Below are 13329 nucleotides of genomic sequence, written 5' to 3' on the forward strand. Positions count from 1 at the left end.
TGCGCTTAGTCGCCAGCAGGGCTTTACTGCGGGCTATTCTACCAGTCGGCCTGTTAGCATTACCCGGAGGCAAAGTAGTCAGCAGGCAAAGCCTGTGGAAGCCTCACCGCTTGGGCTGTTTTGGGGATCGGTGGCTAAAAAGCAAGCTAAGGTCAGTTTTAGTCACAGGCAGAGCCAGAAGAAAGAAGCGACAGCAGGAACCCGTTGGCAGCAGACTGAGTGGAAAGATAGCGACAAGCTGAGTGCATGGGATAAAACCATTGAGGCGCAGGATCGTAATCATGCCTCACCATGGAATCATCTTCTGGAGCGGGATAGCAATGTATCGGAGGGGATGCAGTCGGTTGATCTTTATGGTGCCAACGAAAGAAAAAGCCCTGCTTATATTTTTCCGCAGCAACCGCTTAATTTTACCTTCCCAGTTTGAGCGCCAACTGGCGACCGGAGCAGGCTTACAATGCGGTCTATGTTTCCGGGACCAATGCAGGCGTGGCGGTCAACGTCAAACGAACGGGAACCAATGGGGACAACCCGGCTCCCGATATTCTGGAAGACTGGCTCACGGAAACGCAGGTCAATACCGAGCGGGGCCGTAATGAGCTCGCCAAGGGTGGCAATCAGAGCATTACTACCATCGAACTGCCATTGACCGACACCAACACAGCACCCGGGTTAATTGAGCCGGGTATGCTGGTCGAGGTTCAGGATTTAACGGGAGACTGGCAAGCCCTCTGTCTGGCGACCAGTATCAGTGCCAGTGGCGTGGGAACCGTTATGCAATCGGTTGACTTGGAACGTCATTACGGAGGTTGAGAAATGGCTACCACGAATATCTGGCAGCAATTCAAGGCATTAATACCTGAAGGAGTGAGAGTTATTGCTACCATTACCGCAAATAATAACAATGGTACAAGTCAGGCTGAGCTTCGGGATGGTTCGGTTATTACGGTTAAGGGGGAGTCTGTGAGCGTTGGAGAGAAGGTGTTTATTCAGAACGGGGAGGTAAAGGCAGCTGCGCCGAATCTGGCGCAGTATGAAGTGGAAGTGTGAGACGATCAGATCAAGAATCAAGACCCGACCCCGGTTTCCTGAGACGATCAGATCAAGAATCAAGACCCGACCCCGGTTTCCTTGGAGAGCGGTTTCCTTGGAGAGAAGGTGTTTATTCAGAACGGGGAGGTAAAGGCAGCTGCGCCGAATCTGGCGCAGTATGAAGTGGAAGTGTGAGACGATCAGATCAAGAATCAAGACCCGACCCCGGTTTCTTTCACGACCCCGGTTTCTTTCAGCTGGGCAGAAGGTGTTTATTCAGGAGGGTATAGTAAAGGGAATAGCCCCTCAGTTGAAGCAATATGAGGCAGAAGTTTAGCTGTTGCTACAAAAGAAGAAGTCCAGTCATTACGGCTACTTATAGAAGATCAGACCAGACAGTTAATGATTTTTTTGAGGAGTCTGTAAGATCTGAACTTCTATAGTAAATAGGGTGATCTTAATATTTTAGCTGTTTCTTTTGATCCAGTCTTCTCTGGGTATTCATAGAAATTCCAAGTGTGCTTGAAATCCGCTGTTTATCTTGGTATTCCACAGGGAACATGTAGATATGTTGGATGATAATTTCCTTAAGAATTCTCGCGCATGTCGGGTTCGATGAAAATTTATCATTCAGAAGTTCAATGTTTCTAAAGTCTAACTTTTTATGAAAGTGAAGATCAATGGCTTGATTTATTAGGTTAATTGAGTTTGTATCAAAGTCTTTTTCAATTTCTTTGTAAATTGCTTCTGCTTCAGATGATCCCATTGATGTAGAGATTTTTCGTATAACGCCAAAGATAACACCATAGGTTAGAAATAGAAAAGCACTTTTGGCTTCTTTTTCAATTTGTTGGTTTGTTAAACTTGGGTTTTCTTTTAAAATCGTCTCAATAATTTTAATAACTTCGTATTTTGATTTGTTGGCGAATCCTAGGAAGTAATCTAAAAACCTAAGCCCAGTATTTATGCCCTCATGAACAAGAGAATATAAATCATTCCTTTTTAGCGATGCATGCCGATTTCTAACAATTTGCCCAGCAATCTCAATACCTCTAAAAGTTTTATTGATTTGGGCTAAAGTGTCTGATGGCTCAAGGTCATCAATATATTCTTCATGCAACGGATTTGGCTTTTCGATTTCATCCATTTTTTTGTCATGAGCTTCTCTCTCTTCTTTGATTTTTCTTTTTTCAATTATAAGTGCCGGTATTTCCTTGATGAATTCGTTCATAAATCCCAGCGACTCCGAATCCAACCTAGATGGTTCTTGTTCTTGAAAAAGTTCCATTAGAGTTATTTGTATTTCATCAAGAACCCATTGATCTTTAGTGTGATGCGTAAGGAATATTATAATGTTTGAGCAGTCTTCATTGTGTAAATTATGAAGTAGTTTTGAAATGGCACTTTTGGTTTCGTTGTTAGATCTAAAATTTTCAGCCATCCTTTTTGCAGTAAAGAAATAATATATATATTTGTATTTGAAGGAGGTGAAGCCATCAGATTGAAATAATATATGGATTTTGATAAGAACTTCAACTATTTCATCTCTATTTACGGGAAGAAAGTTTTTTTCATAAGTTGTAAAGAATTCTTCCAAATCTGAATGGTTTAATTTTGGTTTCTGATTTGAGAATATAAACCATGCAAGCTCAGTCATTACATTAAGATATTTGTCAATGTCGTCACCTCTGATTTTTGCTTTATCAAATGATTGATATACCAGGTATTGATAGCAGTGGCCATGAGAGGTTAAGTCGTATTTTTGTGGGGTATAAGTCTCAAACATTTGTAGTAGCGTTAAAATATAAATCGGTTTCGGAGGGATAATGTGCTTCCTTACCATTGGATCTATTTTAAGCTTTATTTGGTCTGACAATTGATAAAGCTCATTATCCTCTATTATTTCTTCTCTTCCAAGCGAAACCCACTTTTCAATAATCTCAGTTCTTTTTAAATTACCAAAAGGGACTATTTCGTAGCATGAAAAATCATCTAGCTCTTCAACGTCTTGTGCAATAAATTGATATGTATTTGATGATATTAGTATACATATATCAAACTCTGACTTGAACTTAGAAACCAGTTTTTCGATGTTTTTCTTATTTAGTTTTATTTCTGAAAAATCATCAATGATGATGGCAGGTTTTCTGTTGCTTAAAGCTTCGCGATTTAGCTTGTATTGCTTTTTTAATTCGATCTCAATTATGTCTTTCAGGTTTGAGCTTTTAATGTTGGTGCCATTTAAAACTATAGGCATATAGTTAGAATTAAGTAATGATGCAAACAGCTTCTTTGATAGGGATGTTTTTCCAGACTGGTCATCCCCAAATACCAAGTACTTGCCATCATTAATCAATGATTTGATACTTGTTGTTTGTGATATTTTGTCTAGGTCACCTCTCAATATTTTCAGATCTGGAGCTACATATATATCTGGAAGGATGATTTTTACCTTGTTTCTATGGTTAAACTCAACTTCCGTGTCGTTTATCCATCTTTCATGATCATCAGTGATGATTTTTTCAGTGTTAGGTGTAGGCTTGGTTAGGGAGTTATCTTTTTTTTTTAGCTCTTCTATACTCTTCTTAATTCCTTTTATGACATCTAGCCAAGCAGTATCTCGATCTTCCCATGTGGAAATAGCTTTGGCGTCCTTAGGGAGACCTTGTAGCTTTGCGAATGGGGTGTCTCCCCAGTCACAATTTTTTAAGATTATAGGGATTACGATGGCTGAGCCACTATTGTGTCGCTCTACAGCTCTTTTCATTTCCCTTTCATAACAAAAATCAGAGTCTAAAAAGTCAGGGCTTATCATTAGTAAAATGAGTTCTGCTGTTTCCAGCTTTGTAATTATCTCTGATTCCCACTCTTGACCTGCCAATATTTCTCTATCATCCCAAGATGAGATTATCTCATTTCTTCTTAATGAAGAGGCATGTTTTCTGAATTCATCTTTAAAGGATTCGTCGGCGTGGCTGTAACTTAAAAAAACACTAATGGTCATATATAGCTTCTATAATAGGAAGGTTTTTTTTGATTTTTTCATTTGACTCTTTAGGGCTTTGGAGCTATCTAAAGGAGATTCTATAATGAAATTGCTTGTTCGAAGATGATTGTTTAAATATTCATCCGAAAAAGTATGTTGTGAACTTAAATATGGAAATAAGAGGGGTTGCTTTCCTGAAGACGTGGCATGATTTTTGAACTGCTTCAAACAACATGCCCCACAATAACTTCAAGCTATCTGATCAATAAAAGACTCAAAATTATTAGCCTTGGCAAAGCTAACATTCTCACCCAATGCCTTAAAGTGCTCCCGGCCGCAGTCAATTTTAGCTTGCTCTGTAGGCCGTAGGGCATCACTGAACAGGGAGCCTTTGGTTTCCACCACAAAATAGAGGTTCTGACTGCCATTGTTCTCCACCAGTACCGCCCAGTCCGGGTTATAGGTACCCAGCGGCGTTTCAATTTTGAACCAGTCTGGCAGTTTGGCGTAAACCTTTACCTCTTCGCTTTTCTCAAAGGCTTCGGCAAAGTCGTGCTCTACATCGGAATCGTAAATGACATGATCATACACCGATTTCCCGGATTCGAGCATGTTCTTACCCAGATAGCCTTTCAGCTCCTTATCCTGGAACAGCTCCTGACAGTAAAAATGATCATCACCAATCTTTTGGTATTTAATGCCGTCCACAATAAACCGGCGCATCACCAGTTTGATGATGTTAGTGGCTTCATCAATGAACTTCTGCGGGTTATTTCGGAAGGCATCAAGACGGTTGCACTGGGTAAGTATGCTGACGATTGAACGACGGGTCAGGTTGGTGGCGTTTTGCAAATAACTGACAATGTCCGGCAACTTATAGTCTTTGACGTCATAGGTATAGGTTTGGGTTTTGCTCTCCGTTACCTCTAGTCCACTGCGTTTGGTGGCGACGGTGCCTTTGGCGTACTCAAACTTGGTTTTACCGGCCACCAGGTCTTTCTCAATGGCTTTAGCGCATTCTTCTACCAGGGCATGGTGATCAAAATCCACCCGGTACGTGGTCTGGTATTTAATGCGCTCCCACAACGACTTGAACTCTTCACCCAGGAAAACAGCCTTATTCAGTTTTACCGTTTCCCGCTTGCTGCTGTCTTTGATGTTAAGGCCGCCCGCTACCTTTTTCAGGGCTGCCTGAATTTGCTCTGATTGGGCCATCACATCATAAGGCAGGTCAAGGTTGCCCTCCTTCAGCGCCGTTTTAAGATCATCCTGAACCTTGCCTTTCTTGTCGATATACCCGGCATCCAGCAGGTGTTGCCAGATCTGCTCTGACTTCTCAGTGCCAAGGAATTCCGGTTTTTCTCCCTCATGTCGGATCACAATATTGGCAAACAGATGGTCGTCCACCACGCCAAAGCGAATGCCTTCTTCTTCCTCGATCTCTTTTTGCAGGCTGGCGACAAAATCCTCATAGGACTCATTGGCCATCACCGTCAGCGTGTTCACCTCAAACCCATGAACCCGCTCGCCCTGCTGGTTAACGGCAATGCGAAGACCACGACCAATCTCCTGACGTTTTTTAATCACCGAGGCGGTTTCGTTCAGGGTGCAAATCTGGAACACATTGGGGTTATCCCAGCCTTCTTTCAGCGCCGAGTGGGAGAACAGAAACTTCAGTTTGCAGTCCAGGCTCAGCAACCGTTCCTTCTCTTTCATGATCAGGTTGTAGGCGCTTTCATCCGCCGCCGTTTTCCCGCCTTCGCCTTTGGCCGAGAGTTTGGAGTCTTTAAACTGTGCTTCACCAGCGCTGTCCTTCTTTTTATCAATGGCGAAGTAACCATTATGAAGCTGGCTCACTAAAGCCTCTGGCGAGGTCTCTTCAAACAGGCTGCGATATTTCCCTTTGCGGGCAATGTTGACATACTCTTCTTCAAAGATTTTGGCGTACTTGCCTGGCTGGGCAACGCCATCTTTGTAAAAGCGATAATTGGCGACTTTATCGATAAAGAACAGGCTGAGGACCTTAATGCCCATGGGAATCAGCAATAGCTCTTTTTCCAGATGTTCTTCAATGGTCTTGCGGATTTGCAGACGCTTAAACTCATCGTCATCGACACCACCAATCAGCTCGCCTTTGCGGATCTCATCGGGCTTGCTGGTAAAGTCGATGTATTCAGCGCCGGTTTTGCAGTAAATATCGTTGATGACATAGCCTTCATAGACATCACGACCGCCAGACAACTCATACAGATCATCGTTGGCTTTGACGGTTTTAACCACCCGCTTGACCTTGCCGGACTGCATGATATCCATTTCGATCTTTGCCGAGATGCCACTGTTATTGCTTCTGGTGTCGAGCAGTTTGATGTACGCCTTGTTGTGCCCATCCCGCACATCGATATGGGCCACTTCAATCTGCTTCACCAGCTTCTGCTCGTAAGCATCAATGGAATCCAGCTTGTACAGCAGGTTGTGCTTGTCTTTATGGGTCGCAGAATAGCGGAACGTACACAGCGGATTCAGAGAAGCAATCGCTTCTTTGGACTTGGCGGTGGTGTCCACACTCTGAGGTTCATCAATAATCACCACCGGGTAGGTCGAACGGATAAACTCGATGGGCTTCATACCACTGAGTTTGTCGTGGGTTCGGTGGATCAGGTTAGCTTTGGTCTCTTTATCCGGATCGGTAAAGCTTTTGCGAAAGGCGTCAATATTAATCACCATGATCTGAATGTAATCATTGGTGGCAAAGCTGCGAACCTGGTCCGGCTTTTGAGAGTCGTAGACAAAGTAATCGTACTGAACGTTGTTGTACTGCTCTTTAAAATGCTGCTCGGTAATTTGCAGCGACTTGTACACCCCCTCCTTAATGGCCACCGATGGCACCACAATAATAAACTTGGTGAAGCCATAGCGCTGATTCAGTTCAAAGGCTGAACGCAGATAAACGTAGGTTTTGCCGGTGCCGGTCTCCATCTCCACGGTAAAGTCCATGGAGTTCAGCTTTTTGGATTGTTTGAGGCCCTGGTTCAGCTGCACCTGCCGTACGTTATCCAGCAGCTCATCGGGCAGCAGTTCCAGTCGGTTACCCACACCCAGATCATCGTATTCCGACCCCTGATAAAGATCAGCCTGGTGAGCAGCAGGGGCACTGTAAGCCGGCACCGAAAAGTTGGTCTGGCAGGTTTCCTGGCCTTCAAAGACGCTGACCACCGAATCGATGGCCACTTTTTGATAATCCAGATCGGGATCAAATTGAATCTTCATGTTTTACCCCGTCCTTAGATACTTTTCACATCGTCAATGCCAAACTGCTTGAGCACCTGAATGGCATTGGTTTTAACGACTGGGTCAGCAAAGCCAGCGTCTTTGAACACCACGCGCATGACTTCCGGTTGCAGTTCCTTCTTGAGATCACCAATGGCATTGACGACATCGAGAGTGATTTCATCATCCAGGCAGATCATCAGAGCGCCGCAGCCAATGTTGTGCACGGTTTTACCGGCCAGAATGTGTTCTTCAATGGGCAGGGTGAGGTCGAGGCCGTATTTCAGCAGGATTTCGTAGAGTACATCGTCTGCGGTGCGGTCTTTTTTCAGGCTGTCATCCGCTGCGGCAATCATATCTTCCAAGTTGTCGAAATCGGCATCCCAGGGCTTGATATTGCTGGAGTCGAGTTTGAAAACTTTGAAGCCTAGGTCACCTTGGTAGTCGGGATTATTTTGCTTGAGTTTTGCGGCGGCTCTGCGGATGCGCTCTTTGCTGATGTCTGCTAGCGATATGTAACCGGTTTTGAACGCTTCAGTATTCTCACCTGTAGCTTCGGGTAACTGGATCATAATAAATCTATTTTCTTTGCCTCTTCTCACATTCAATTCGATCGATGCATGCGCCGAGGAAGAAGAACCAGCAAAGAAATCTAATATGAGATCATTTTCTTCTGTAAAAGTGTCTATAAGACGAGCCAAGACATTAGTATCCTTGGGGAAATCAAAAAAATCGCCTCCCATTAGCTCTGTCAGACTTTTGGATGCTGCACGCCGATCTTTGTAAAATAATGAACTTGGTGCCCAAGTTTCAGTATGGTGCAGATATCTTTTGAATTGTATGCGGCTATCTTTCGAAGATGGAAAGATCAAAAGACCTTCTTTATCTAAACGAGCCATTGCCTCACGGTTGTAACGCCATCCATTTTTGGGAGGTTGATAGCCTTTGTATTCAAAAATTAGGTTTTCACGATAATTCGGACTGCTAATATTATCACCGTAATAAACTCCCTTCGCATCAATTTTTGTGTAGTGTGAATGTTCCTTTGAAGGATTGCCTTCACTAAGACTGTTAAACCACTTCTTCAACTCTTTGGAAGCTTTCTCGTGATCTACTACGAATTTTTCTCTTAGCTCTGAAACTTTTTTATAAACTTCGTCTAGTCCTTCTTTTCGTTCACGCCATTTGATTTCTCGTTCTGAAAGATGACTGTCATTTTTCACATAAACCAAAATGTAATCATGAACTACAGAGAATCTTCTTGAGTCATTCTTTCTACCACCTTGCCATATAACACTTGTAATAAAGTTTTCTTCACCAAATACTTCATCACATACTTTTCTTAAGCTGGAGACTTCACCATCATCAATGCTTATGAAAATAACACCGTCATCTCTTAGAAGGTTTCGTGCCAACCTTAAACGTGGATACATCATGTTTAACCAATGAGTATGATAACGTCCTGAGGTTTCTGGATTGGTTTTTAATGGGTTTCCTTCATCATCGATTTGTCCTGTTATTTTTTTATAATTGGCAATATTATCTTTGAAGTTATCTTTGTAGATAAAATCCTTCCCCGTGTTATAAGGCGGATCAATATAAATCATCTTCACTTTTTTGTGGTAGCTCTTTTGCAGCAGCTTCAGCACTTCCAGGTTATCGCCTTCAATAAACAGGTTTTGCGTGGTGTCCCAGTCTTTTGATTCTTCTTTGCAGGGGCGAAGGGTGCCGGTAGAGGGTGTCTGCGCCAGACGACGGGCGGCGGCTTTGCCATGCCAGGTGAAGTTGTAGCGTTCCTTATCGCCATCTATCACCTGAGTGCCCACCAGTTCATTCAGCACATCCACATCAATTTTTGTGCCGCTGGCGTCTTCCGTGATCAATTCCGGAAAAAGCTGTTTCAGTTTGCTGATGTTGTCCTGAACCATATCCAGGCTCAGGCTGCCGTGATGGCCCTGGGTGATTTTTTCCATGGAGGGAATCTCTATCCGTTAATGAATTACAGCTGGGTTTTCAGCGTCTGAATCTGTTGATCCAGCCGTTTAATCTGCATATTCAGTTCAACCTTGTGGTTAAACCGGGTTTCCTGTTTCAGCTCAGCTCGCAATAGCGACACCTGTTGCTGATGGCTGCGTAACTGGTCCAGTCGGGCTTGCCGTTCGTTTTCTGTGTCTTTGGTCAGTGTGTAGTGACCGGTCAAATCGGCGCAGTTCAGTGCCACCACCCGGCGCACCAGATCCTGATAGCACTGGTAGAAATTGATAAAGCTGCATCGCGGTAGCGCAAAATCCGCAAGAAACGCCTGCTGGTTAAGGGTGAGCTGCGATAAATTCAGCCAGCCGGTATCGAAACTGCGCTCAAGCGTGAGTTTGCTGCTGTCGGCCAGATTGATCCGTTTGTGGGCAAGGGAGATGGCGATCTGACTTTCCCGGACAAATACAAGAATGGTGGGGTAGGGAATCGCTTTCTGGATCAGCTCTGCCAGTTTGGTCGGTTGTTTATCGGTGTTGATTAGCTTTTTCAGGGTGATTTGCAGCAGCGCTATTTCCAGATATTCCCGTTGTGGGTCTTCGTATCTGGAAATATTGATGGTCTCCGGGCTCAGGCTGTAACGAAGCGCCAGCGTATCGATCTGCTCATTGATCCGTTTTTGGTCGCTCTTGCTGAAGGCGACGTTACTAAACAGCTGTTTTTTGTAGATGCGCTGTTGCAGTTGGCAGCTATCGGGTATGGCCAGTTGCTGGTAAAAGTCGTTCAGGGTCATGAGGCTGCAGCCTGAGCCGGTTCCCGTATGATCAGAAAACTGATCACTTCAAAATCAATCATGCCCTGGAAGCGCCCCTGATTCAGTCGTGTACCGCCACGGCTGAACAGGCTGTCGATGCCTTTTTCCTGATGGGTGCCAATAATGCTGCTAATCGCCGTTTCCAGCAGTTGCCGATAATGCTCCATGTCTTTGCCATGTCGGGTTATGGCGTTGAATGACTCAATGGCTTCCTGGTTGAGCAGGTGATGTCCGAGCCCCTGTTTTTTCAGGATATCCAGCATCTTTTTGGTTTGGCTGAATGGGTACTTCACCTCATTGTCGTCGGTGACATAGACCAGATAGTGCGGAGCCAGCGCATAGCCGTCGGATGACGATGGTTCTTGAGCGGTGAGTTGCTTTAAGCAGAAGAGCACACCTGGCTCAATGGAGTGATCACCGGTCTGGCGAATAAACGCAGGATCAATGGTACTGGCGGCAAATAACCCGGTGTAAGCGGATTCCAGATCGCCCAGATGCTCTTTCATAAAGCCGGACAGATCCATTCGGAAGTCATTCAGGGTCAGGTCAGTAATGGAGACGCTGCCGGAGATGTCTTCCAGATCCACCACGTTGTCTTGTAATTCCTGCAACTGTTTACGGCGGTACTCCAGATCGTTCATCTGTTTACCGCTGTCCTGCTCAATGACGTTTTCTTCACCGGTGGCGGATATATCCAGCAGCACCATACGACCACTGACCCGGGCTTCCAGGTTGATGTATTCGTCCAGCTCCATATTGGGCCAGAAGTTGACCAGCTGAATCGTGCTGTTTTTTGAGCCCAGACGGTCTACCCGGCCAAATCGCTGAATAATACGTACCGGGTTCCAGTGAATGTCGTAGTTGATCAGGAAGTCGCAATCTTGCAGGTTCTGACCTTCGGAGATGCAGTCGGTGGCGATCAGAATATCAATCTCATCTCCAGGGCTATCATTCACTTTGCTTCGCTCTTTGGAGACGGGCGAGAAGGCCGTTAACAGGTTGTTCAGGTCACTGCTGACCCCAGCGAGCGTACTTTTGTTGCTGCCTGCACCGGTGACCAGTGCCGTATGCAGCCCAAGCTGCTGGCTGACCCACGGCGCAATGTGCTGGTAAAGGTATTGGGCGGTATCCGCAAAGGCGGTGAAGATAATCACCTTTTTATTGCCAGGGTTCAGAGGCTGCTGACATTTACGCTCAATGATGGCTTGCAGGCGATGCAACTTGGCATCCCGCTTTGCATCGATGGCCTGAGCTTCCGTTAGTAGTTGTTGCAGACGGGTGCGATCTTCTTCCAGGTCCTGGCGCCAGTGGATGTGATCGATATCCTTGATCAGGATTTTGACCTTTTTACCAATGAGGTAAGCGTCAAACTCCGGGGAGTCTACCTCAATATCGTTAATGCTGAGCTCTTCAACCTCATCGCTGGCATGGTTGTCCAGTTTGCTCAGCAGCAGGTCGACGGCCCCGAGCAGTTTTTTCAGGGACAGTGCGAAGGAGTGGATCGAGCTTTCCATTCGTTTCAGCAGGTTTACCCGCATCAGGTGAATCAGGCTCTGCTCACGATCCACCATTTTGAACACTGAGCCTTCGCTGACCTGAACATCGTATTTGCGGTTATATTCTGCCCGTTTTTCCATCCGTACGTACTTCAGTGGCGCGTAAGCACTGAGGTTTAAGCGCCGAATGATGCGGTTGATCTCTTTAAGTGGTGGAAAATGGCTGTTTGAATCGATGTCTTCCTTGATATTGAGTGGCTTCAGGCGTTCCGGGAAGGCACCGATTTCTGCGATGTCATAGTACTTTTCAATATGCTTGCGGGAGCGGGCAATGGTGAGCAGGTCGAGCAGCTTGAAGTAGTCAAAATTCATGCCTTCCAAAAGCGATTCGGTGCTGCGCTGCGCTTCGTCCAGCTTTAGCCATTGATTAAACTGGGTCTGGGCTTTTTTCAGGGTGATTTCTATGCTGCTGATGCCTTGCGCTTCAAAGGCGGTGTCTTGCCCTTCGGTGATGAAGGCGACCTGGTTTTTCAAGTCGTTCATCCGGTTATTGACCGGTGTTGCCGAGAGCATTAGTACTTTGGTTTTTACCCCGGAACGGATGATGTCATCCATCAGCCGGGAGTAGCGGGTATGACCCTCTTTAGCGGAGCTGCTGTTACGGAAGTTATGGGATTCATCAACCACGATCAGGTCATAGTTGCCCCAGTTGATGGTTTCCAGATTGATCTCACCGGATTTGCCGATGGTGCGGGTCAGGTCAGTGTGGTTAAGTACATCGTAGTTGAACCGGTCTGCCGCCAATAAATTGCGCTTGTCGTTCACTGTGTAAACGGTCCAGTTTTCCCGCAGCTTTTTGGGAGCAAGAACCAGTACCCGGTCGTTACGCAGTTCGTAGTATTTGATAACTGCCAGGGCAGAGAAGGTTTTACCCAGGCCCACACTGTCGGCAATGATGCAGCCGTTGTAGCGTTCCAGTTTGTCGATGGCACCAAGCACACCGTCTTTCTGGAATTTGTAGAGCTTGTTCCAGACCAGGGTATCTTTAAAACCCGTTTTGCTTTTGATGATGCTGTCTTCGTCAATCTCTTCCAGGAAATCTTTGAACAGATGATAAAGGGTCAGAAAGTAGATGAACTGGGGCGATTGATCTTGAGTCAGCTGGTTGAGCTGATCCAGCAGTAGCTGTTTGGCATCGCTGGCTGATGGGCTGTCCCAGATAGCATTAAACCACTCCAGCATCCCTTGAGTGGCCGTGCTATCAGTGAGGCACATATTCATATCAAAATGATCAGACTCACTATAACCAAGCCCTGTGCTGGTAAAGTTTGAGCTACCCTGGATGGCGGTATCACTGTTATCTGCCTGACTGATATGGAAGATATTCTGATTGGCCATGCAGGTGGAGCGTACTTCTACTTTGCGCTCAATCCATCGGGCACATTCCTTAGCGATTTGCATCTGGTTGAGCTGATTTCTGAGCCGGTGTTCAAAGCGGTCACCGGTTAACTCAGCAAAAGGAGTGTTGTGCATTGCCTCTGCTTGCAGTGATTTAGATAGCAACAGGCGTGTTTCTTCTACAGAAGATAATTCTTTCTTCAGCGAGTCAAAACCATAGATGGAGAACAGGCCAGAGAGTACAGACAGCTTTGTTCCTTTGGTCAGGTGTCGGCGTAGTTCTTCGCCCACCTTGCCATTCTGTTTGTTGTCCAGAAGCACGGCTACAGTTCCATTTTGTTTTAACTGGGTACGCTACCGCCCGT

Annotated in this window: 8 protein-coding genes; 3 read left to right on the forward strand and 5 right to left on the reverse strand. The window is 45.4% G+C overall.

Annotation, left to right across the window (positions count from 1 at the left end):
- The 3 genes from J7439_RS01965 to J7439_RS01975 all read left to right on the forward strand — a co-directional run.
- Positions 1-427 (forward strand): hypothetical protein (locus J7439_RS01965; RefSeq protein WP_209200013.1); only part of this gene is annotated, 427 nt, incomplete at its 5' end.
- Positions 424-813: a hypothetical protein gene (locus tag J7439_RS01970; RefSeq protein ID WP_209200014.1), complete on the forward strand. Its 390-nt coding sequence runs from the start codon at positions 424-426 to the stop codon at positions 811-813. The genes J7439_RS01965 and J7439_RS01970, both read left to right, overlap by 4 nt.
- 3 nt (positions 814-816) lie before the next feature.
- Entirely contained in the window at positions 817-1050 is a 234-nt protein-coding gene (locus J7439_RS01975) for a hypothetical protein (RefSeq protein ID WP_209200015.1), read from the forward strand.
- A 439-nt stretch (positions 1051-1489) separates the two neighbouring features.
- On the opposite strand, the gene J7439_RS01980 is transcribed toward J7439_RS01975, so the two are convergent.
- The 5 genes from J7439_RS01980 to J7439_RS02000 form a co-directional block, all read right to left on the reverse strand.
- Positions 1490-4036 (reverse strand): NACHT domain-containing protein, encoded by a 2547-nt coding sequence (locus tag J7439_RS01980; RefSeq protein WP_209200016.1) that lies wholly within the window; start codon positions 4034-4036, stop codon positions 1490-1492.
- Positions 4037-4267: 231 nt separating this feature from the next.
- Positions 4268-7285, reverse strand: a complete 3018-nt coding sequence (locus J7439_RS01985) for a type III restriction-modification system endonuclease (RefSeq protein WP_209200017.1) — start codon at positions 7283-7285, stop codon at positions 4268-4270.
- A 14-nt stretch (positions 7286-7299) separates the two neighbouring features.
- Complete coding sequence (locus tag J7439_RS01990; RefSeq protein ID WP_209200018.1) at positions 7300-9258, reverse strand: site-specific DNA-methyltransferase; 1959 nt, start codon at positions 9256-9258, stop codon at positions 7300-7302.
- Positions 9259-9284: 26 nt separating this feature from the next.
- The gene (locus J7439_RS01995) at positions 9285-10049 is read right to left on the reverse strand and encodes a DUF4391 domain-containing protein (RefSeq protein ID WP_209200019.1); all 765 of its coding nucleotides are present in this window, start codon (positions 10047-10049) and stop codon (positions 9285-9287) included.
- Positions 10046-13285, reverse strand: coding sequence for a helicase-related protein (locus J7439_RS02000; protein ID WP_353622981.1), 3240 nt, complete (start codon positions 13283-13285; stop codon positions 10046-10048). The genes J7439_RS01995 and J7439_RS02000 overlap by 4 nt, the downstream gene beginning before the upstream one ends.
- Between the last annotated feature and the right edge of the window lie 44 nt (positions 13286-13329).

It is taken from the genome of Salinisphaera sp. G21_0, assembly GCF_017744115.1.
Lineage (GTDB): Bacteria > Pseudomonadota > Gammaproteobacteria > Pseudomonadales > Endozoicomonadaceae > Endozoicomonas.

Excerpts from the sequence above, each read along its gene's own strand:
- J7439_RS01995 (WP_209200019.1), bottom strand. The coding sequence starts at position 10,049 with ATGACCCTGAACGACTTTTACCAGCAACTGGCCATACCCGATAGCTGC.
- J7439_RS01985 (WP_209200017.1), bottom strand. The coding sequence starts at position 7,285 with ATGAAGATTCAATTTGATCCCGATCTGGATTATCAAAAAGTGGCCATC.
- J7439_RS01980 (WP_209200016.1), bottom strand. The coding sequence starts at position 4,036 with ATGACCATTAGTGTTTTTTTAAGTTACAGCCACGCCGACGAATCCTTT.
- J7439_RS01975 (WP_209200015.1), top strand. The coding sequence starts at position 817 with ATGGCTACCACGAATATCTGGCAGCAATTCAAGGCATTAATACCTGAA.
- J7439_RS01990 (WP_209200018.1), bottom strand. The coding sequence starts at position 9,258 with ATGGAAAAAATCACCCAGGGCCATCACGGCAGCCTGAGCCTGGATATG.